This window comes from Halomonas urumqiensis (genome assembly GCF_003028575.1).
GTDB classification, from domain to species: Bacteria; Pseudomonadota; Gammaproteobacteria; order Pseudomonadales; family Halomonadaceae; genus Halomonas; species Halomonas urumqiensis.
Map to the genome: position 1 here is coordinate 210,149 of NZ_PYUD01000002.1, position 20,954 is coordinate 231,102.

The window sequence follows — 20,954 nt, forward strand, 5'->3', positions numbered from 1 at the left end:
CATAATGACAGGAGAAGTCCATGAAATTCCCGATGATGATTGCCACCGCGTTAACCGCCCTGGGCCTTGGCCAGGCCGCCCAGGCAAGCGACCCCCTCCAGGTGGGTATCTCCGGTGAGCCCTACCCGCCCTTCACCTACAAGGCCGCCAGCGGTGACTGGACCGGCTTCGAGGTAGAGCTGGCGCACGCCCTGTGCGCGACCATGCAGCGCGAGTGCGAGATCGCCCCCACCGGCTGGAGCGGCATCATTCCCTCGCTCAAGGCCGGCCGCATCGACATGATCATGAACTCCATGTCGATCACCGAGAAGCGCCAGCGGGTCATCGACTTCACCCGCCCCTACTACTTCACCCCAGGCGCTTATGTGGCGGCCAGCGAGCGGGAACTCGACATCCCCGACGGCCTGGACGGCCTGGTGATGGGTGTGCAGAGCGCCACCACCAACGCCACCTATGCACGCCGCGAACTGCGCGACAGCGGCGTGGACATCCGCCTCTACGATCAAGCGGAGCAGGTCAACAACGACCTGCTGGCCGGGCGACTGGACGTGATCCTGGCCGATGAGATCGCCATGGTGCAGTTCCTCGACCGCGAAGAAGCCGAGGGCTTCGAGATCAAGGCCACCGCCCCGCAACACGAGGCCTACGGCGAGGGCATCGGTATCGGCCTGCGCCAGGAGGACGACGCCCTGCAGGAAGACCTCAACGCGGCCATCGCCGCGGTGATCGAAGACGGCACCTGCGCCAGCCTTTCCGAGGAGTACCTGGGCACCGACGTCTGCGTCTACGACTGAGCCATCACCGCCAGTCACCGCTACCCCGACGCTGCCGGCGTCGGGGGCGATTCGTCCTGTGACCGAGGAAAGACGCAACCATGACTGCCATGACACCGGAGGGGCTCGGCGACTGGGCAGGCCCCATCCTGAGCGGGGCTCTGACCACGGTGCAGATCGCCGTACTGGCCTACGCCATCGGCCTGGTGCTGGGGCTGCTTGGAGCCGGCGCCAAGCTTAGCCCCTGGGCGCCCCTGCGTGGCGTGGCCACCGCCTATTCGACCCTGATCCGTGCGGTGCCCGAGCTGCTGCTGATCATTCTGCTCTACTATGCCGGCGCCCAGGCCCTGGACGCCTTGCTGGCCCACCTGGGCATGGCCGGGGCCGTGCAGATCACCGGCTTCGCGACCGCGGTGGGCGTGCTGGCCTTCGTACAGGGTGCCTATATGACCGAGGTGTTCCGCGGTGCCATCCTGGCCATCCCGCGGGGCCAGCTGGAGGCCGCCGACGCCTTCGGCTTCTCGCGCTGGACCCGCTTCCATCGCTTCGTGCTGCCGGCCATGTTGCCCAATGCCCTGCCGGGCATGTCCAACCTCTGGCTGATCCTGATAAAGGACACCGCGCTGATCAGCGTGATCGGCTTCAACGAGCTGTTCTTCACCATTCAGCAAGCCGCCGCCAGCAGCCGCGCCTACTTTCTCTTCTATGCCGCCGCCGGCGTCATCTACCTGCTGATGACCCTGACCTCCACGGCGCTGTTCGCCCGCCTCGAACGCCATGTGCGCCGTGGCCAACCCACGGAGGCCTGAGATGGATTTTTCCTGGCTAAGCGATCCCTTCTATCAGGGCTACCTGTGGGAGGGGTTCATCAATACGCTGTGGCTACTGGCGGTCTCGGCGGTGGGCGGACTGATCCTCGCCGTTGGGGTGGCCATGGCCCGGCTGCGCGGTCCCCGCCCCCTGGCCTGGCTGGCCTGGGCCTTCACGACCGTGATCCGCGGCACCCCGCTGCTCGTGCAGCTGTTCTTCTTCTACTACGGGGTGGGGCGACTGCTGGAAGGCCTGCCGGGCATACGCGACAGCATGTTCTGGCCACTGCTACGCGACCCGTTCTTCTTCGCTGCCCTGACCTTCATCCTCAGTGTCGGCGCCTACTCCGGCGAAGTGATTCGTGGCGCCATGCAGAGCGTGCCCCGGGGCGAGCTGGAGGCCGGCCGGGCCTTCGGTCTCTCCGGGTTTCAGGTGCTCTATCGCCTCTGGCTGCCGCGCGCCATCCAGCTTTGCCTGCCGACGCTGACCGGCGAGATGATCCTGCTGCTCAAGTCAGTGCCCCTGGTGTCCACCATCGCGCTGATGGACTTGTTGCAGGCGGCCAACATCATTCGCGACGAGACCTTCCTGGTCTACGAGCCGCTGCTGCTGATCGCCGGCATCTACCTGGCCACCACCATCGTGCTGACCCTGGTGCTGCGCCTGGTGGAACTGAACTTCCCCGGCATGCGGCCGACACGGCGCCGCTGGTTGCCCATTCGCTGAGCAAGACGAGGCCCTATGCACTCCTTGACCGAGCAATTCATCGACAACGCCTGGGTGCCCAGCCGAGCCGACACATGCCACCCGGTTCACGACCCCTATCGCGAGACGCGAATCGGCGAGGTAACCCGTGGCGACACGGCGGACGTGGAGGTCGCGGTGGCCGCCGCGCGCCGCGCCCTTCCCGACTGGCGCGACACTGCGGAAGTTCGCCGTGGCGAGCACCTGGACGCCATCGCCGCGGGGCTCGAGGCGCGCCGCGAGGGTCTGGCCGAACTGTCGAGTCGCAACAACGGCAAGCCCCTGGCCGAAGCCCACCAGGACCTCGACGACGCCATTGCCTGCTATCGCTACTACGCCACCCAGGCTCGTGCCCTTGGCGAGCGCCAGGGCCAGGCCGACGCGAGCGGCATCGAAGGACTCTCGGCACGGCGCTACTGGGACGCCATCGGCGTGGTGGCACTGATCACCCCCTGGAACTTCCCCCTGGTCAGCAGCGCCTGGAAGCTGGCGCCGGCACTCGCCGCCGGTTGCACGGTTGTGTTCAAGCCTTCCGAGGTCACACCCCTGCCGGAGCGGGTGCTGGCGGAGGTCGTGATGGAGGCAGGCCTGCCGCCGGGAGTGTTCAACCTGTTGCATGGCGACGGCGAGGGCATAGGTGCGCCGCTGAGCCACCACCCCGGCATCGACAAGCTCTCCTTCACCGGCAGCAACCCGGTGGGCGAGCGGGTGATGCACGCCGCCACCCATGGGGTACGCCCGGTCTCCCTGGAGCTGGGCGGCAAGTCGCCGATCCTGGTCACCGAAGATGCCGACCTCGGGCTCGCCCGCGACCTGGTGATGGCCGGTATCTGCTACAACGCCGGGCAGATGTGCTCCGCCACCAGCCGCTTGCTGGTCCACGAGCGTCTGGCGGACGAACTTTATGCAGCCATCGACGCGGCCATGGGCGCACTACGCCTGGGCGACCCCCTCGCACCGGAAACGGAGATGGGGCCGCTGGTCAGCGCCACCCAGCGCGACCGCGTGCAGGAGTACCTGGCCCTGGCCGACCAGGAGGGGCTGCACAGCGATACGCCACACCGCGCCCTGCCCGAGTCTGGTTGCTTCGTGGCACCGCGACTCTACCGAGACGTACCCACCACCAGCCGGCTATGGCGGGAAGAGATATTCGGCCCCGTGCTCTGCGCACGGCGGGTAGCCAGCGACGAGGAGGCCATCGCCCTGGCCAACGACAGTGACTTCGGCCTGGCGGCCACCGTGGTGGCCGGTGACCCGGACCGCGCAGAAGCCATCGCCCGGCGCCTGGACGCAGGCAATGTATGGTGCAACTGCGACCAGGTAGCCCCACCCCACGCGAGCTGGGGCGGCATGAAACGCAGCGGCATCGGCCGCGAACTCGGCCCCGCCGGGCTCGATGCCTACCTGGAACCGAAGCGCGTCACCCGCACGGCGGGGGCCTGAGAGGTCGCGGGGCGGCTAAGGTTCCCGCGTTTCCTCGACCACTCGGTTGCGCCCGGCCTGTTTGGCGGCGTACATGGCGCGATCGGCGTGGGCGACCAGGGCCTTGCGGGTGTCGCCTTGGCGCCAGGCGGCCACCCCAATGCTGATGGTCACCGGCTCCAGGCCCTCGAGACTGACTCCCGCGGCGGCCTGGCGCAGACGTTCGCCAAGCATCATGGCGCCGTCGTGGTCGCAATGGTCGGCGAGTACCAGGAACTCCTCGCCGCCCCACCGGCCTAGCGTGTCGGTCTCGCGCAGATGGGCCAGGATGGTCTCGGTGAGGGCGATGAGCACCCGGTCCCCGGCTTCGTGGCCATGGGTGTCGTTGAAGTCCTTGAAATGGTCGACGTCGAACAACAGCACGGCGAAGGGCTGGCCGTGTCGGTCGGCGGCGTTCAGGGCGGCGTCAAGCGCCTGCTCCATGCGATAACGGTTCCAGGTGCCGGTGAGGCCATCGTTGTAGGCCAGCGTCTTTAGCTTGCGGTTGGCGCGGTCGAGACGCTGGTTGAGCTGAGCGATCTCGTGGCCAGAGACCAGCACGGCGAAGTCCTCGGCTAGATCGCTGGCGGCGCGGCGTTCGATCACGGTCCAGGGCAGGCTATGGCCACCAAACTCATCCTGCCACTGAGCGAAGGAGCGCCGTGGCGTGAGGACCAGTCGGCCGTCACGCAACATGGGTACATCTTCGGGCTTCCCGGCCCAGCGGCGGATCTCGCGGCGTTCGGGGCGAAACAGCATCAGCCAGCCGCGCGAGGCGTCATCCCCTGGCAAGGAGGCGGCCAGCATGCCGCAGAGATCGTCGACCTGGTAACGGCCGAGCGGCGTTTCCTGCAGGGCGGTGGTGTTCCAGGTGCCGCCGAATGAGGCCGCCTCATCCAACCAGGCCGCCATGCACACCAAGCTGTCATCGTGGGGTAATCGGCCCACGCCGCTGACCCGGCCATCCCGCACCAGGGCCACACCGGCGGCGCGTAGCAAGTCAAGCCATTGCTGGGCGTGGCCGCGCAGCATGGCGGCCGGTTCCTCCAGCCGCCCCCGCTCGCCGACCAGCAACTCGCGGCTGTCGTGGATGCTCTGCAATAGCCGTGACTCGGCGCGCGTATTCAGCAGCATCATCCGGGGCATGGCGATCTGCACCAAGGCCCGCACCGTGTCGCGCACCGCCGCCGGAAGGTCGACCGGGGTCAGGCCGTGGCAGGCGAGCAGGCCCCAGAGACGCCGCTCGTCGTGCATGGCAACGGATAGCGAGGCAGCGACGCCCATGTGCTGCAGGTACTCCAGGTGGATCGGCGAGACGGCGCGCAGGCCGCCGCGGGAGAGGTCCAGAGGCTCGGGGTCCTTGGGGTCCTGGAGCGGTACCAGGGGGATGGAGTCGCTTGTGGCATTGGGGATGCTGCGCACCCGGTTGATGTCGTAGAGGTGTCGCACCTGGGCGGGAATGTCGCTGGCCGGGAAATGATGACCGAGGAAGCTGCCGGCTTGCTCGCTTCGGGCTTCGGCCACCACCTGGCCGTTCCAGTGTTCGTCGAAGCGGTAGACCATCACCCGGTCGTGGCCGGTGAGATGCCGCACGCGACGCGTCAGCGCCTCAAGCAGGGTCTCGGAGTCGTCGATGGCGCCAACCTCAAGAAGCCATTCGTTGACCACGGCGAGCAGGCGGCGCTCGTCCCGGTGGGCCAACGGCTCGAGCTCCACCACCACCCGCGAACCGCTGCGATAGGCCACCACATGCAGGCGCCGCTGGTGGCCTCCGACACGGCGCCGAACGTTCAGGGCACTAGGCAGGCGCTCCTGGTGGGTGAGTTCGCGGCGCAGCGCGGCGATCAGCCGCTTTCCCAGCAACTCGGTGGACGTGCTGGCCAAGGCGTCCGCTACCGTCACGCCGAGGACGTCCGCCAGGTTCGCGCTGACCTGGCGGACCTGTTGTAGCTTTCCATCGAGGCTGATCAAGGCACCGACCGGCTGGATGGCACCAGGGATATGCACTGGCTCCCGAGCGCAGGCAGCCAGGGCCTCCTCGATTTCGACCGTGCTGTAGAGGGGGGACTGAGTCATACGTGCTTCGTTTCCGGTACGGGCATTCGCCTGTCAAGTGCCGCATGGAACAGGGCGAAGGCCTCCTGAGCGGCAATCGCGGCATTATCGGCCATGTCGTCGTCGACTTCACCCCTAGCGGCGAAGGCCAGGAAGGCCGGCCAGTGGCGCTCGCCCTCGGCGGTGCCGAAGTAGGCCAGCGGCGCGTCTTCTCCCAGGGCCGCGCGAACCCGGGCGGCGATCGGTTCGGCACCCAGGCGGGCCCCCTCCAGGACGTAGAGCCGGCCAATTAGCGCCCCTTCGCCGGTCGCTTGCAGCGCCATGTGCCCGTCCGGGGAGAGCGGCGCGGCGGCGAGCCTGGCCAGATCATCTTCCAGCGACGGCATGCGTGGCATGATCGCATAGCCATGGCCCAGCGTGGCGAGTTCCGTGGTTACCCGAGCCTCCAGCACCGCCTGGGCGGCCGACAAGGCCAACAGGCTATCGGCATAGCCGGCCCTGTCCAAACCCGGGCGGATCAGTCGATTCAGGCGGGGGTGGTGGTCCAGAGCATGATGGTCCTGGCGGGTCGCCCGACGGAGGGCGGCGAGGAGGTAGGCGGGAGCGGCGGCGAGCAAAGTGGGTTCCTGAATGGGGTAAATGTCCATGACACTACACTCTGCAGGCCAGGGTGGGAAATGGTCAGCGTGACGATCCCCTTGCCGCCTGACGAGGCACCGATGCTGAACACCGGCAACGGTCGGTCGTTTACAGTGGCTTGGGGCCTCCTGGGAACCGTCCCGTGATGTCGATAAGCGGTGCAGGTCTCGCGAAGTAGAAGCCTTGCAGCAAGTCGCAGCCGCGGCGGATCATATCCTGCTGCTGTTCACGGGTTTCGATACCTTCCGCCACGACGACCATTTCCATGTGGTGAGCCATGGTGATCACTCCCTGCACAATGGCGGCGTTACGTGGGTTGGACTCGATATCATGGATGAAGGCACGATCCAGCTTGACCTTGTAGACCGGCAGGTCGCGCAAGTAACTCAGGCTCGAAAAGCCGGTGCCGAAGTCGTCCAGCGCGACCCGCACCCCCAGGGTACCGAGACGGTGGATCAGTTCGCTGGCGTGCTCGACTCCCTCCAGCAGAATGCTCTCGGTGACCTCAAGCTCCAGTTGTTCCGGAGCCAGGCCGCTCTCCGCCAGGGCCCGCTCAACCTCTTCAAGAAAGCCCGGTCGGCGAAACTGCAGCGACGAGATATTGACCGCCATCGTGGCCGGCTCATCGGATTCAGCCAGCAGCCTTGTGGCATCCTGGCAGGCGCGTCGCAACACCCATCCCCCCAAGGGGATGATCTGGCCGGTCTGCTCGGCCAGGGGGATAAACACCCCGGGGGAGATCATCCCCCGCTCTGGATGATACCAGCGGATCAACGCCTCGTAACCGCGTACCCGACCGCTGTTGGCCTCGACGATAGGCTGGTAGTACAGCACGAACTGTTCACTACGCAGCGCTGTATAGAGGTCGTGGCGTAGCAGGACTTCCTCGGCCGTCACCTGCTGGCCGTTGCCACGGTACCACTGCCAGGTATTGCGTCCCTGGCGCTTGGCGATGCTTACCGCGATATCAGCCTGTTGCAGCAGTTCCTGAGCGTGGCCCTGCTCTCCATCACGACTCGCGATGCCGATACTGGCACTGATGTGCACCGCGGCGCCTTCCAGGTAATAGGGCTGGCTCAGAGACGCCAATATCCGCTCAGCGATGGCGATGGCTTCTTCCTGTCGGCTGAGTGTCGGCAGCAGCAAGCCATATTCATCGCCGGTCAGCCGCGCGATGGTATCGCCCGGCTTGACCAGCTCCCGTAGCCGATCGGCAACGGCGACCAGCAGCTGGTTGCCAATGGCATGCCCGAGACCATCATTGACCGCCTTGAAACCGTCCAGATCCAGATACATCACCAGCAGCGGCGCGGCATTCTCTCGTGCATACAGGAATGCGGCCTCCAAGCGCTCATCGAACAGGGTGCGATTGAGCAGGCCAGTCAGCAGGTCGTGGCTGGCCTGGTAGGCGATCTGGGCCTCATGCTCCCGTTGTCGTGTGATGTCCTTGGCGATGCCAAACACGCCCTGGGTGACGCCCTCGACGATGATTGGCAGGGTCGTCAGGTCGATGGATTTCAGGTAGCCATCACGATGTTCAAGCGAAAATTCGATACGCCCCGGCGCTCCCGCCAAGGTGGTGGCGAAGAGCGCTTGCATGCGCTCGCTGTCCTGGGGGCGGAGCAGCACCGAGAAATGCGACCTCAGCACCTCCTGATTCTGTCGCCCGGTGATCTCGCTGCAGGCATCGTTGGCCGAGACGAGCTGTCCCTCACGGTCCAGGGAGAAGACGCCATCCGGGTGGTAGAGATAAAGCGAGCGAAAGCGCTGCTCCAGGTCGTATTGGGCTTCCAATCGACGGCGGGCCGCCAACAGCTCCCGGGAGCGACCCAGGACCAGCCGGACCAAGGCAAGACTGAGCGCCAGCAGGTAACTCAAGACCAGGCCGGAGATGGCAAAGCCTCCCGGCATCAACCCAGCCCGTAGTTCTTCTGTCGGAGAGTCCATGAAGACATCGAATGTCAGGCGTCCTCCACCCGGCAACCCAGCGTGCCGCGTACCAAGATGCGGCATCGGTCGCTTGAGAGGAACAGGCGCCATGCGACCAGGCTGGCGAAGCACCATCAAGGGTTGAGACGTGCTGATCGCAAGTCGAATGAGGTTGAGCTGGACGCCGAGCTCCTGCCTGAGTAGCCGGGGCAGATCGAGGTAGGCGATCAGCTGACGGTCCTGAATGCCAACGGGTGCCGACAGCAACAACATGTCCTGCGACAGCGGCGCGTGCATCAAGCGCGGCGTATCCCAGGGAATGGCCAGCCACTCCTGTACTTCCAGCGTCGAGAGAGACTGGAGCAAGGCCTGCCGCTCATGACGCTGAGGCGTGCGCAGATCGTCGACCTGACCCTCCGGGCCGATCAGTATCAGTGCCTCCAGATAAGGGGCATGCCGGAAGTAGGTTTCAACATCGTGATCCCACAGCCCAGACGCTTGGCTGCCGGGTTCTTCTCCGTGCCGCCACGCTAATCGCTGGATCAGTTCCAGCTGCGCGTTCATGACCCGGCGCGCATTGAGTTCGACATTATCCAGCAGAGTGTTGGCCTGCTGATGGATAGCGCTCTGGGCATTCCAGGTCAGCACGTACCAGGCCAGGCAACTCGTCATTACCCCGGCAATCGCTGCGACCTGGGGGAGCGTACCCACCGGCAGTACACGGCGCGGTCCCCTCCAGGCTGCCCCGATCAGGGCAACACCTCCGAGCAGTGCGTAAAGGGTGGCCAGCATGGGGGCTGACACGAACCCCGAGGCCCAGCCGGTTCGACTGGCGGGCAGCAGCAACATGATCAGCGACAGGCAACCGGCCAGCAGAGCCAACAGCCCGCTCGCCACCCACACCCGGCGTCGTTGAGGGTTATCCATTCCCAGGAGGCTGCACAAGGCGACCAGAAACAGGAGAAGTGCCGCCACCGAGAGGATCCTGGGCCCGCCCGTCACCCAGGAACTTGCCTGCCAGGGATCGCCGACCCAAGCGTTGTGAGCCAAGGTGTAGAGGGTGATGGCAGCCAGCGGCAGTGCTGCAAGGTAGCGTAACCGGTGCGCCTGGTAGAGCCAGCCCAGCAGGCACAGCCCGGCCAGAAATCCCGTGAGAGCGGCATCAGCGACCATCAGCCCACTCAGCGGGTAGGCCACGCCAAGCAGGTGGGCGACAAGCCCGGCACCGCCAAGCAGGGTAAAGGTGGCGGCGATCATCAGCAGGCCAACGTCCATGGCCACATCGCGGATGCGATAGGGGAGGTTGCGGTCCTCGGCCGACAGCATGGCCTTCCTGGCGTGCTTGGCGTGCATGGCGTGCTCTCGGTTACTCGGCGATGATGCGATGGCGGCCCTGTCGCTTCGCTGTGAAGAGGGCTTCGTCGGCTCGACGCATCAGGGTCTCACGGGTGGCACTCGGTGACACCGATTCTCAACGTGATCGGCACGCCTTGCCAGTCATGCGTTAGTGCCCGGACGACTCAGCGTTGTGACTGACGGCTGCGTTTGGCCCGCAACAAGCCACGGTCGGCCTTCTCCACCAGAGAAGTAAAGTCGTCATGGGGGCTAAAGTCGGCGATGCCAAGGCTGATGGTGCAGCCGCAGCGCTGGGCCACCGCCGCCTGTAGCCGCTCGGCTAACCGCTTGGCGTCTTCCGCTGGGGTATCGGGAAGCATGACCACGAACTCATCACCGCCGAATCGCCCGAGGAGGTCGCTCTCACGCAAGGTCTCGGCCAGGGTTTTCGCAACATCCCGCAGGATGGCATCGCCGGCCAGGTGGCCCTGGGTATCGTTGACTTCCTTGAACCCGTCGATGTCGAGGATCAACAGGGACAGTGGGGCCCGCTGACGCCGGGCACGCTGCATAGCGGGCCCGGCTTGACTGATCAGCTCACGTCGGTTGGCAATGCCGGTGAGGTCGTCGAGACTGACCAACTCTTGAAGCCGGGCATTGGTGGCCTGGAGCTCGCTGGTACGTTCAGCCACGAGGGCCTCAAGGTGAGCGTTGTGCTCTTCCAGTGCCCGTCGCGCCAGGCGCAGCTCTGTGACGTTCTGGGCAATGCCAAACAGGTGGGTAGTCCGTCCTTGATCGTCATGGAGTGGCACCAGCATCGTCAGCCAGTGCAGCGGCTCGCCGCTCTCCTCGTCGAAGTGGCCGGTTTCCTCATAGCGTATCGGTCGGTTGCACACCAGACAGTCACGGTAGTGGTCGGTGACGCTGCGCGCTTGAGCCGGGTCGGGTAATAACTCCTCGATGGTAAGCCCAATGCAATGGAAGCCGATGGTAGCCTGCTGGGCGGGATTCACCGCCTCGATCACAAAGCGTTGGGACGACTCCACGCGGATCAAGAACATGTGCTCAGGGAAGTGCTCCCAGAGTTCATGGATCAGGGTAAGGTCCTGGCGGCGAGTCAGCGTGTTCAGAAGCGACGAGGACAGTGTGTTGCAAGTCATGGACGAGCCGCGCGGGAGAAAACATTCACGCCAGCCTAGTCCGGGGTCGAGAGCCGCGCAAGCCGCATGATGGGCATAGCGAGCTTTTTCTGGTCATCAGGCACGTCGCTGATGGCGCCACTCTATCACCCACGATCTCGGCGCCCTTCGCTGTCGACACGAGCGCCGTTGATCAGGTGGTCGAGCAGGGCATGCGGGTACCTCTCGCATTGAACATTTCGGGTGGATAGCGTCAGTCCAGCTCGGCAATAGCATCGCCAAGGACATTGACGAGGCGGTCGATCTCTTCCCGCTCGACGATGAAGGGCAGGCCGAGCTGGATGGTGTCGCCGCCATAGCGCACATAGACCCCCTTCTCCCAGCATTTCATGGCGATCTCAAAGGGTCGGCGGGCCGGCTCACCGGGGTAGGCTTCGATCTGCAGCGCACCCGCGAGGCCGTAGTTGCGGATGTCGCTGATATAGTGGGTGCCCTTGCCCCCGCTCTTGAGAGAATGCAGCGCCTTCTCGAACACCGGGCTCATCTCGCGAACGCGCTCGATCAGCCGGTCGTTCTCGAGCACGTCCAGGGCAGCCAGCGCGGCGGCACAAGCCACCGGGTGGCCCGAATAGGTATAGCCATGCGGCAGTTCGAGCATGTAATCAGGCCCGCCCTGCTCCATGAAGGTGTGGTAGATCTCGCCCTGCACGATCACCGCCCCCATGGGCACCGCGCCGTTGGTCAACTGCTTGGCGACATTCATGATATCGGGCACCACGCCGAACGCCTCGGCGCCGGTCATCGCCCCCATGCGGCCGAACCCGGTGATGACCTCATCGAAGATCAGCAGGATGTCGTGCTGGTCGCAAATCTCGCGCAACCGTTTCAGATACCCCTGGGGCGGAGGTATCACACCGGCTGAGCCGGCCAGCGGCTCGACGATCACCGCGGCGATGTTCGAGGCATCGTGCAGGGCGATCAGTTCGAGCAGCTCCTCGGCTTTCTCGGCGCCGCGCTCAGGCATGCCCTTGGTGAAGGCATTCTCCGGGAGCAGCGTATGAGGCAGGTGGTCAGCATCGACACCCTGGCCGAACAGGCTGCGATTGGCACCGATACCGCCCAGGCTTATGCCACCGAAGTTGACGCCGTGATAGCCCTTGGCGCGGCCAATCAGCTTGGTCTTGGTCGGCTTGCCCTTCTTGCGCCAGTAGGCACGGGCGATCTTCAGTGAGGTATCGGCACTCTCCGAGCCGGAGCCGGTAAAGAAGGTGTAATCCAGCCCGGCCGGCGTCAGTTCGCGAAGACGATGGGCCAGTTGGAAAGCCTTGGGGTGGCCGAACTGAAAGGCCGGCGAGTAATCCAGCTCACCGAGCTGGCGAGACACCGCCTCGGTGATTTCCGGACGACAGTGACCAGCACCGCAGGTCCACAGGCCAGAGAGACCATCGAAGACGTGCCGGCCCTGTGCATCGGTCAGGTAGCTGCCCTGGGCACCCACGATGATCCGTGGGTCACGCTTGAACTGGCGGTTACCGGTGTAGGGCATCCAGTAAGCATCCAGCTGCTCGGGGCTTAGCCCCGCAGCCTGAGTGAAGTGACGATCGGTCATGGCAGCACCCTCCTGTAACCATTGCCGTGGCAGGGAATTCTGACTAGCAGACTAGGACGAACTTTGTGTAAGTTAAACTCAAGTTTGTTGAAGCTCATGCAAGCGATCGCTTAACTTTTCAGCGTGGGCTGGCTATCTCGACAACCACACGCCTGACGCAAAGGAGAGCATTCCATGGCCCCCCACAAGACGGCGTTGACGGGTCAGTTGAGCGATGCCGACCTGCGCTTGCTGCGGATCTACAAGAAGGTGGTGGAGTGCGGCGGGTTCTCTGCGGCCGAGGTGGAGCTTGGCATCAGCCGCGCGGCCATCAGCATGGCCATGAACGATCTGGAGACACGCCTGGGCCTGCGCCTGTGTCAACGCGGCCGCAGCGGCTTCTCACTGACCGACGAAGGGGCCGAGGTCTATCAGGCAACGCTGCAGTTACTGGCGGCGGTGGAAGGCTTTCGGACCCGGGTGAATGGCCTGCATGCCTGGCTCAAGGGCGAACTCAACATCGGCATCACCGACAACCTGGTGACCATGCCCGACATGCATATCACCGATGCCCTCAGTGCGCTGAAGGAGCGCGGGCCGGATGTGCGTATCAACATCCGCATGATCGCCCCCAACGACATCGAGCTGGGCGTTCTCGATGGCCGCCTTCATACTGGCGTGGTTCCTGCGATCAAGTCGTTGCCAGGTCTGCACTATCTATCGCTCTACGAGGAAGTCTCGCGGCTTTACTGTGCGACTGACCACCCGCTGTTCGGTGCTGAACATGTGGCGGAGAAGCAACTGGCGAATTGCGATGCCGTGTTGCCTGCCTACGCGCAGACGCCGGAGGTCAAGGCACTCCATGAGCCTCTCAAGGCCGCCGCCTCTGCCTCCGACCGCGAGGGCATCGCCTTTCTGATCCTGTCAGGACGCTATATCGGTTACCTGCCGACGCATTACGCGCAAAGATGGGTACGTGACGGAAGAATGCGCGCTATCAACCCCGATAGATGGCACTACCTGACACGCTACAGCGCCATCACCCGCAAGGGAGCCCCACCCAACCTTGTGCTGGAAAGTTACCTTGAAGAGCTCGAGCAACTGACGGACAAGTAACACCCGACCACAAGGCCGGGCGAACGCTCGCCTCGAGAGGATGGCTGGTGTGAGAATCCTCAGGCAGCGATGGTTCCCGTCGCCAGGGCGTGCTCCGTTCCGCCGCGAAGGTGCTGTTGCAGGATAGTCAGTGCGCCCTCCGCGTCTCGCCGCAGGGCACACTCCTGCAGTGCCTGGTGCTCGTCGGCGGCGATGCGGCCCCGGTGGGTCATGGCGATGAGCTGGTAGCGCAGGTACTTGTCGAAGACTGCGTTATGCAGGTGCATCAGTGCCTCGGAACCACAAGCCGAAATCAGTGCCTGGTGAAATTGCCAATCATATCGCTGCCACAGTTCTGCGACCCGGTGGTCACTGCTCGCCTTGTCAGTGTCGACGGTGGCGAGCTTGTGGTAAGCGGCGACTACTCTCGCTTCCCAGTCCACATCGCCTGCCTTGAAGGAGTCCTTCAGCGCCCGGCCCTCCACGAGAAGCCGAAGATCGGCCAGCTCGCGCACATTCTGGCCCGATACCGGCGCGACTTCGAAGCCACGCTGCCCCTCGGCGACAACGAATCCTTCCGAGGTGAGCCGGTTCAGCACTTCGCGCAGCGTGGCCACGCTCGTGCCGTAGTCATCGCGCAGACTGCTCAGCTTCAATTTCCTCCCGGGGGCCAGCTTGCCAGCGATGATGTCGTCACGTACACGGCGCCAGACACTCTCGCCAACCGACGTTAACGCCTCAGACTGACCCGGCATTCCATGGGGCGAAGGGTTTGGGTCCAGGTCGGCAGAAGCCAGTTGGCCAGTTTCCACGGTGTGGACCACGCAGGCCGAGATGTGTCGGTGCAATACGCGAATCGCGCGATCCGCGTCGCGTTCCAGGGCGGCGTCCAGCAGCCAGCGGTGCTCCTGTGCGGCGGCTTCGCCACGGAAAATGACGGCGACAATCTGATAACGCTGGTAACGGTCGAAGATCGCTCCATAAGCCTGGAGCAGCTCCGCCGAGCCGCACGCGGAAACGAGGGTGTGGTGGAACTCGCGGTCATAGTGCTTCCACTCGGCACTACGGCTGGTATCGCCCGTTATCATCAGGCGTTCCATGGTCTCGAGCTTGTGGTAAGCACCCACCACCCGCCCTTCCCACTCCAGGTCACCCTCGCGGAATGCTTCGCGCAGGGCGTGACCCTCCAGCAATTCGCGCAGGTCGGCGAGTTGCTGGAACTCCTCTTGAGTGACGGCGGCGACCTCGAAACCGCGTTGGCCCTTGGAACGGACCAGGCCTTCGGCGGACAGCCGATAGAGGGTCTCGCGCAGGGTACTGACGCTGGCTGAGTAGTGCTCTTTCAGCGCCTCCAGGCGCAGCCGGGAACGCGGTGCCAGACGCCCGCCGATGATGTCACCGCGGATGGACCGGTAAGCGATTTCTCCCGCCGTTTCCTGTTGTGCTGATAGCAATTCCGACCTCCTCGTTCATCCAGGCATTATGTTCCCCGCTGGCCAGCCCGGCAATGAGGAAGACACGAGTCAAATGACGTTATTGAAAATATCCTAGGAAGAAGATAAAAACTGTTGATCGACAAAATGTATTATGTAGTATGAGCATTGTCCAGCACGGGAGGAAGAACCTCGCCGAGGGCGCATCACAACGACAAGATAAAGGAGGCACTCCATGCCCATTACCGCCAAATGCCGAGGCATTGTTGCCGTCGGTGCCATGATGGTCGCGGCGACCACGGCAACCTTGGCCGTCGCGCAGGACACCCCCACGCTACGCTTCTCGGCGGTGTTCTCGGACCAGGATATCCGTGCAGATATGATGCAGCGCTTCGAAGACGCCATCGCCGACGACTTCAATATGGAGTTGCATTACGGTGGCACACTCTTCAGCCAGGGCTCGGAATTGGTTGCACTCCAACGTGGCAACCTGGAAATGAGCAATGTCGCGCCCCAGGACATCGCCAACCAGATCCCGGCCTGGTCCATTCTTACGTCGGCCTACCTCTTTCGCGATGCCGATCACTTGCTGACTTTCTTCCAAAGCGAAGCCGGCGAGGAAATGAAGTCCATGGCCGAGGAACAGCTCAATGTCCGTATCCTGGGCCCAACCTTCTTCGGCACCCGCCACGTGGGTCTGGTAGACGATGAGCGGATCGAAACCCCGGAGGACTTGTCCGGTGTCCGACTTCGCATGCCGCCGGGAGAGTCGTGGCAGTTCCTGGGCGAGTCGCTCGGCGCCAACCCGACCGCCATGGCCTATGCCGAGGTCTATACGGGCTTGCAAACCGGCGCCATCGATGGCCAGGACAATCCACTGCCCAACGTCCAGAACATGCGTTTTTATGAAGTGATGGACCAGATTGCATTGACGTCACATCTCGTCGCGTTCGACCTGCTGATGGTTTCCTCAAGCGTCTGGAATGACATGTCGCCGGAGCAGCAGCAAGAATTCCAGGCTGCCGCAGACGAAGCGATCGCCTGGAGCACAGCGGAACATGAGCGCAACGAGCAAGAGCTGGCTGATTTCTTCCGCGAAGAAGGGCTCGACCTTTACACGCCGGATGTAGATGCCTTCCGCGAGTATGCACAGCAGAAATATCTTGAGTCGTCACTCTCCGATGCATGGCCGGAAGGCATGCTTGAGCGCATCAACGACCTTTAATGGCTGGTGGATCGGCTGCGTCTCGGCCGATCCCACTCCACCCTATAGGTAAAACAATGCGTCAAAAGATTCTCCGCTTAGCAACTTGGCTGCGCCAAGGGGCTGACGCCATTGCGGCTATCATGCTTGCGGTCATGTTCGTCTCATTTCTTGTCACGGTGCTGTTTCGCTACGTATTGAACTTGCCGGCGGGCTGGGCCTCGGAGCTCAGCACTGTCATGTGGATCTGGCTGGTACTGTTCGGTGCGGCGTTCACGCTGCGAGAGCGTGACGAAATCCGCTTTGACATCTTATACAGTAATGTTCGCCCTTCCATACGCCGTGTGATGGCGATGATCTTTTCTATAGGCATCGTCAGCCTTTTCCTGATTTCCCTGCCCGCGGTTTATGACTATGTCACGTTCATGAAAGTACAGAACACGTCCTATCTGCGTATCCGCTTTGACTGGCTGTATTCAATTTATGTGGTCTTCTGTGTCGCTATCATCATCCGTTATACCTGGATTGGTATTAGCGCCGCACTGGGGTACGACCCAATGGCTGATAGCGACAACGTCGAAGAAGAACGGAGAGGCTGAGGATGGATCCATTCACGCTTACACTTCTGGTCATCATTGGCTTGGCACTGCTGGGGCTGCCGATCGGGCTGTCGATGATTTCGGGTTCCGTCGTTTATCTGTTCATGAACGGAATGGACATGGGGCTAGTGGCCGAACGGTTACTGAACAGTATGCTCACGGGTTACGTCATTCTCGCCGTACCACTGTTCATTCTTGCCGCAGAACTGATGAACATTGGCTCCATGACCAACCGCTTGCTGCATTTCTGCAATGCCCTGGTCGGGCGCTTCCGCGGTGGCCTGGGCTACGTGAACATCGTGCAATCAATCATTTTCTCGGGCATGTCCGGTTCGGCCTTCGCCGACGCGGCTGGCACGGGTCGGATCATTGCCAACATGATGATCCAGGACGGGCGCTACACCCGAAGTTTCGCCGCCGCCCTTACCGCGAGCGCTGCCGTCATTGGGCCGATCATTCCGCCGTCGATTCCAATGGTGCTTTATGCTCTGGTTTCCAATGCGTCTATTGGGTATCTGTTTCTCGGCGGCATTATTCCCGGCTTGTTGATGGGGGCAATGCTGATGAGCGTGGTGATGGTCACGGCGCGTCGCCGCAAGTTTCCGGTGGAGGCGCCGACGCCAGTGCGGCAGTTGCCTGGCATTACCCTTCGCGCTTTCCCTGCGTTGATGTTGCCGGTAGTCCTGCTGGGCGGGATCTACAGCGGTGCAATGACCCCCACCGAGGCAGCCGCCGTCGCCGCAGCCTATGCCTTTCTGATTTCGATTCTGCTGTATCGCAACATCAATGCAAGGCAGGTGTTTGGCTCGCTTGTGAGCAGCGCCCGCTCTTCCGTCGCCATCGGCATGTTGATTGCGGGCGCGCTGGTTTTCAACTATGTCGTAACGTCAGAAAATATTCCTCAGGCACTTAGCTTGTTCCTGACCGATTATGATCTTACGGTGCTGCAGTTCTTGTTAATGGTCAATATCGTGCTGCTGTTGCTGGGCTGCTTGTTAGAAGGGACCGCCATCATTCTGATCATTGTGCCGGTATTTATCCCCACAGCAAATGCGCTTGGCGTTGATCTGGTACATTTTGGCGTAATCGCGGTAGTAAACATCATGATTGGCTTGGTGACGCCGCCTTACGGGTTATTGATCTTCATTATGCAGAGCATCACCCGCGCCCCGTTGCGCAGTCTATTCCTCGACCTTGTCCCGTTTATCGCCGCGCTACTTGTATCGTTGGCAATGATTACGCTTTTCCCCGACATTGTTCTCTGGCTGCCGCGACAGTTCGGCTATGACGGCTGATAACTCAAAGAGGTAACATCCATGTCTAAACCAATTTATGTTATCAATGGGCCGAATCTCAATCGCCTCGGCCTGAGAGAACCCGAGATCTATGGCTACACGACATTAGTCGAGGTGGAATCAATCTGCCGGGATTCAGCCGGAGATAGTGAGCTTGTCTTCCGCCAGTCAAATTCCGAGTGCGAACTGATCGAATGGATTCATGAGGCCATCGATAATTCGAGCGGCATGCTGATCAACCCGGCGGCCTTCACCTTCACGTCCATGGCCATCATGGATGCCCTGAAGATGTATCCTTTCCCACTGATCGAATTTCATATTTCCAATGTCCACAAGCGCGAGCCGATGTATCACAGCTCGCTGGTCTCGCCGATCGCGACGGCGATCATGGTGGGGACTGGCGCACGCGGCTACGGCTATGCGGTGCGGCTATTGCGCGACATGATCGCAGAGCGCGCCTAGCCGTGGGCATCTGTGCTCGCAAGGTCCATTACTTCAACTTGACCACCCTCAGCCGCAAGGCATTGGCGATGACACTCACCGATGACAGCGACATCGCCGCCGCGGCAATGATCGGTGACAACAGCATGCCGGTGAAGGGGTAAAGGATACCCGCGGCGATCGGCACCCCGGCGGCGTTGTAGACGAAGGCGAAGAACAGGTTCTGACGGATGTTGCGCATGGTGGCACGCGACAGGCGATGCGCTTCGACGATGCCGGTCAGGTCGCCGCGCAGCAGGGTCACCCCGGCGCTCTCGATGGCCACGTCGGTGCCGGTGCCCATGGCGATGCCCACGTCGGCCGTCGCCAGTGCCGGGGCATCATTGACGCCATCGCCGGCCATCACTACCACGCGCCCTTCGTCGCGCAGGCGCTGCACCACGCGCCCCTTGTCCTCGGGCAGCACCTCGGCCTCCACCTCGTCGATGCCCAGCCGACGTGCCACCGCCTCGGCGGAGGTGCGGTTGTCGCCGGTCAGCATGACCACGCGAATACCCTCAGCCTGCAGGGAGCGAATGGCCTGCTCGGTGGTCTCCTTGACCGGGTCGGCGATGGCCAGCAGGCCGGCCAGGCGGCCATCCACGGCGGCAAAGATCACGGTGGCACCGTCAGCACGCAGGCGTTCGGCCTCCTCTACCTGCTCGGCCAGATCCACGTTCTCGCTCTCCATCAACAGGCGATTGCCCAGGCAGACGCGATGGCCGTCGACCTGGCCCACCACGCCCTTGCCGTTGGGTGAATCGAACTCCGTGGCCTCCGTCAGCGTCAGCCCCTCGTCCCTGGCCTTCTCGACGACCGCTTGAGCCAAGGGGTGTTCGCTGCCACGCTCCAACCCCGCGGCCAATCGCAGCAGCTCTGTTTCATCGAAACCCTGCGCCGGTCTCAGCTCCGTCACCCGGGGCTTGCCTTCAGTCAGGGTGCCGGTCTTGTCGACGACCACGGTATCGACCTTCTCCAGGCGCTCCAGCGCTTCGGCGTCGCGGATCAGCACGCCAGCCTGGGCACCGCGGCCCACCCCCACCATGATCGACATCGGTGTCGCCAGGCCCAGCGCACAGGGGCAGGCGATGATCAGCACGCTGACCGCGGCGATCAGACCGAAGGCCATGGGTGGTGTCGGCCCCCACAGCGACCAGACGATGAAAGCTACCACCGCCACCAGGATCACCACCGGCACGAAGACGCCGGCTACCTTGTCGGCCAGCCCCTGGATGGGCGCCCGGCTGCGCTGGGCGTTGGCCACCATCTGCACGATCTGCGACAGCATGGTGTCGCGGCCTACCTTGTCGGCACGCATGATGAACGACCCCTGGCCATTGATGCTGCCGCCGATCACGCTGTCGCCGGCCTCCTTGCGCACCGCCAGTGGCTCACCGGTGACCATCGATTCGTCGATGTTGGAACGCCCCTCCAGCACTTCACCGTCCAGCGGCACCTTGTCACCCGGGCGCACGCGCAGGCGATCACCCACCTGGACCTTGTCGAGGGAAACCTCTGCTTCCTGTCCGTCGTCATCGAGGCGCCGAGCGGTGGCCGGCGCCAGGTCGAGCAGCGCACGAATCGCCCCGGAGGTCTTCTCCCGGGCACGCAGTTCAAGCACCTGCCCCAGCAGCACCAGCACCACGATCACCGCCGCCGCCTCGAAGTAGACGGCCACCGAGCCATCGGCCTGGCGGAAGGCCTCGGGGAAGATCCCCGGTACAACCGTCGCCAGCAGGCTGTAAACCAGCGCGGCCCCGGTACCAATGGCGATCAGCGTGAACATGTTGAGACTGCGCCTAACGATGGAGCGCCAGCCGCGCACGAAGAAGGGCCAGCCGGCCCAGGCGACCACCGGCGTGGCCAGCACGAGCTGGATCCAGTTGGAGACCTGCGGGGCGATCAGGTGATCGAGCCCGAACACATGCCCGCCCATCTCCAGCACCAGAACAGGCAGCGCCAGCGCCAGCCCGACCCAGAAGCGCCGGGTCATATCCCGCAGCTCTTCCGAAGGGCCACTGTCGGCCGTCACCGTCTCGGGCTCCAGGGCCATGCCACAGATCGGGCAGTCGCCGGGGCCCTCCTGGCGCACCTCGGGATGCATCGGGCAGGTGTAGATCGCTCCCGCCGGTGCCTGTTCGGGCGATGGTTTGTCGCCCAGGTAAGTCTCGGGGTCGGCCTCGAACTTCTCCCGGCATTTCGCGGAGCAGAAGTACCAGGTCGTGTCGGCGTGTGTCGCGCGGTGCTTGGTCTCATGGGGATCGACGTCCATACCGCAGACAGGATCCTTTACCGTATGGCTGTCATGGGAATGCTCAGACATGGGAAATTCCTGAAGAGAAACGATGCCATCAGCTTAGAACCCTTGTGTAACA

The 20,954-nt window shown here is 63.3% G+C and carries 16 protein-coding genes; 9 read left to right on the forward strand and 7 right to left on the reverse strand.

From position 1 onward, the window contains the following. The first annotated feature begins 20 nt into the window (after window positions 1-20). The 4 genes from C6V82_RS08320 to C6V82_RS08335 all read left to right on the forward strand — a co-directional run bounded on the left by C6V82_RS08320 (window position 21) and on the right by C6V82_RS08335 (window position 3,770). Window positions 21-794: a transporter substrate-binding domain-containing protein gene (locus C6V82_RS08320; RefSeq protein ID WP_180978203.1), complete on the forward strand. Its 774-nt coding sequence runs from the start codon at window positions 21-23 to the stop codon at window positions 792-794. An 80-nt stretch (window positions 795-874) separates the two neighbouring features. Next, on the forward strand, window positions 875-1,582 hold the full coding sequence (locus C6V82_RS08325) for an ABC transporter permease (protein WP_102586697.1): 708 nt from the start codon (window positions 875-877) through the stop codon (window positions 1,580-1,582). A gap of 1 nt (window position 1,583) precedes the next feature. Further along, window positions 1,584-2,309 carry an ABC transporter permease gene (locus tag C6V82_RS08330; RefSeq protein ID WP_102586696.1) on the forward strand — a complete coding sequence of 242 codons (726 nt, stop codon included), beginning with the start codon at window positions 1,584-1,586 and terminating at the stop codon, window positions 2,307-2,309. 15 nt (window positions 2,310-2,324) lie between these two features. After that, window positions 2,325-3,770: an aldehyde dehydrogenase family protein gene (locus C6V82_RS08335; protein WP_102586695.1), complete on the forward strand. Its 1,446-nt coding sequence runs from the start codon at window positions 2,325-2,327 to the stop codon at window positions 3,768-3,770. 15 nt (window positions 3,771-3,785) lie between these two features. Here the strand turns inward: C6V82_RS08335 and C6V82_RS08340 are convergent, their stop codons facing one another. The 5 genes from C6V82_RS08340 to aptA all read right to left on the reverse strand — a co-directional run bounded on the left by C6V82_RS08340 (window position 3,786) and on the right by aptA (window position 12,494). Beyond that, a complete protein-coding gene (locus tag C6V82_RS08340; protein ID WP_102586694.1) occupies window positions 3,786-5,864 on the reverse strand; it encodes a sensor domain-containing diguanylate cyclase in 2,079 nt (692 codons plus the stop codon). Next, window positions 5,861-6,490, reverse strand: coding sequence for a biliverdin-producing heme oxygenase (locus C6V82_RS08345; RefSeq protein WP_102586693.1), 630 nt, complete (start codon window positions 6,488-6,490; stop codon window positions 5,861-5,863). The genes C6V82_RS08340 and C6V82_RS08345 overlap by 4 nt, the downstream gene beginning before the upstream one ends. Before the next feature lie 100 nt (window positions 6,491-6,590). Continuing rightward, window positions 6,591-9,764 carry a putative bifunctional diguanylate cyclase/phosphodiesterase gene (locus C6V82_RS08350; protein WP_102586692.1) on the reverse strand — a complete coding sequence of 1,058 codons (3,174 nt, stop codon included), beginning with the start codon at window positions 9,762-9,764 and terminating at the stop codon, window positions 6,591-6,593. 167 nt (window positions 9,765-9,931) lie between these two features. Then, the gene (locus tag C6V82_RS08355) at window positions 9,932-10,906 is read right to left on the reverse strand and encodes a sensor domain-containing diguanylate cyclase (RefSeq protein WP_102586691.1); all 975 of its coding nucleotides are present in this window, start codon (window positions 10,904-10,906) and stop codon (window positions 9,932-9,934) included. A gap of 232 nt (window positions 10,907-11,138) precedes the next feature. Continuing rightward, window positions 11,139-12,494, reverse strand: coding sequence for an omega-aminotransferase AptA (aptA, locus tag C6V82_RS08360; protein WP_102586690.1), 1,356 nt, complete (start codon window positions 12,492-12,494; stop codon window positions 11,139-11,141). A gap of 174 nt (window positions 12,495-12,668) precedes the next feature. Here aptA and C6V82_RS08365 point away from each other — a divergent pair, with 174 nt between their 5' ends. Then, a complete protein-coding gene (locus C6V82_RS08365; RefSeq protein ID WP_102586689.1) occupies window positions 12,669-13,589 on the forward strand; it encodes a LysR family transcriptional regulator in 921 nt (306 codons plus the stop codon). A 59-nt stretch (window positions 13,590-13,648) separates the two neighbouring features. On the opposite strand, the gene C6V82_RS18165 is transcribed toward C6V82_RS08365, so the two are convergent. Beyond that, window positions 13,649-15,022, reverse strand: a complete 1,374-nt coding sequence (locus C6V82_RS18165) for a GntR family transcriptional regulator (protein ID WP_219724469.1) — start codon at window positions 15,020-15,022, stop codon at window positions 13,649-13,651. 214 nt (window positions 15,023-15,236) lie between these two features. Between C6V82_RS18165 and dctP the strand changes: the two genes are divergently transcribed. From dctP to C6V82_RS08395, 4 genes are read left to right on the forward strand one after another with little or no spacing between them, the layout of a single operon-like run. Further along, window positions 15,237-16,226: a TRAP transporter substrate-binding protein DctP gene (gene dctP / locus C6V82_RS08380; protein ID WP_102586688.1), complete on the forward strand. Its 990-nt coding sequence runs from the start codon at window positions 15,237-15,239 to the stop codon at window positions 16,224-16,226. A 56-nt stretch (window positions 16,227-16,282) separates the two neighbouring features. Next, a complete protein-coding gene (locus C6V82_RS08385) occupies window positions 16,283-16,804 on the forward strand; it encodes a TRAP transporter small permease (RefSeq protein WP_102586687.1) in 522 nt (173 codons plus the stop codon). Between the two features lie 2 nt (window positions 16,805-16,806). Continuing rightward, complete coding sequence (locus tag C6V82_RS08390; protein ID WP_102586686.1) at window positions 16,807-18,099, forward strand: TRAP transporter large permease; 1,293 nt, start codon at window positions 16,807-16,809, stop codon at window positions 18,097-18,099. A 21-nt stretch (window positions 18,100-18,120) separates the two neighbouring features. After that, on the forward strand, window positions 18,121-18,561 hold the full coding sequence (locus C6V82_RS08395; protein ID WP_102586685.1) for a type II 3-dehydroquinate dehydratase: 441 nt from the start codon (window positions 18,121-18,123) through the stop codon (window positions 18,559-18,561). A gap of 28 nt (window positions 18,562-18,589) precedes the next feature. On the opposite strand, the gene C6V82_RS08400 is transcribed toward C6V82_RS08395, so the two are convergent. Further along, window positions 18,590-20,902 carry a heavy metal translocating P-type ATPase gene (locus C6V82_RS08400; protein WP_102586684.1) on the reverse strand — a complete coding sequence of 771 codons (2,313 nt, stop codon included), beginning with the start codon at window positions 20,900-20,902 and terminating at the stop codon, window positions 18,590-18,592. Between the last annotated feature and the right edge of the window lie 52 nt (window positions 20,903-20,954).

Coding starts and splice junctions, on each gene's coding strand:
- C6V82_RS08400 (WP_102586684.1), bottom strand. CDS start 20,902: ATGTCTGAGCATTCCCATGACAGCCATACGGTAAAGGATCCTGTCTGC.
- aptA (WP_102586690.1), bottom strand. CDS start 12,494: ATGACCGATCGTCACTTCACTCAGGCTGCGGGGCTAAGCCCCGAGCAG.
- C6V82_RS08385 (WP_102586687.1), top strand. CDS start 16,283: ATGCGTCAAAAGATTCTCCGCTTAGCAACTTGGCTGCGCCAAGGGGCT.
- C6V82_RS08335 (WP_102586695.1), top strand. CDS start 2,325: ATGCACTCCTTGACCGAGCAATTCATCGACAACGCCTGGGTGCCCAGC.
- C6V82_RS08350 (WP_102586692.1), bottom strand. CDS start 9,764: ATGCACGCCAAGCACGCCAGGAAGGCCATGCTGTCGGCCGAGGACCGC.
- C6V82_RS08325 (WP_102586697.1), top strand. CDS start 875: ATGACTGCCATGACACCGGAGGGGCTCGGCGACTGGGCAGGCCCCATC.
- C6V82_RS08340 (WP_102586694.1), bottom strand. CDS start 5,864: ATGACTCAGTCCCCCCTCTACAGCACGGTCGAAATCGAGGAGGCCCTG.
- C6V82_RS08355 (WP_102586691.1), bottom strand. CDS start 10,906: ATGACTTGCAACACACTGTCCTCGTCGCTTCTGAACACGCTGACTCGC.
- C6V82_RS08320 (WP_180978203.1), top strand. CDS start 21: ATGAAATTCCCGATGATGATTGCCACCGCGTTAACCGCCCTGGGCCTT.
- C6V82_RS08345 (WP_102586693.1), bottom strand. CDS start 6,490: ATGGACATTTACCCCATTCAGGAACCCACTTTGCTCGCCGCCGCTCCC.
- C6V82_RS08365 (WP_102586689.1), top strand. CDS start 12,669: ATGGCCCCCCACAAGACGGCGTTGACGGGTCAGTTGAGCGATGCCGAC.
- C6V82_RS08330 (WP_102586696.1), top strand. CDS start 1,584: ATGGATTTTTCCTGGCTAAGCGATCCCTTCTATCAGGGCTACCTGTGG.
- C6V82_RS08390 (WP_102586686.1), top strand. CDS start 16,807: ATGGATCCATTCACGCTTACACTTCTGGTCATCATTGGCTTGGCACTG.
- dctP (WP_102586688.1), top strand. CDS start 15,237: ATGCCCATTACCGCCAAATGCCGAGGCATTGTTGCCGTCGGTGCCATG.
- C6V82_RS08395 (WP_102586685.1), top strand. CDS start 18,121: ATGTCTAAACCAATTTATGTTATCAATGGGCCGAATCTCAATCGCCTC.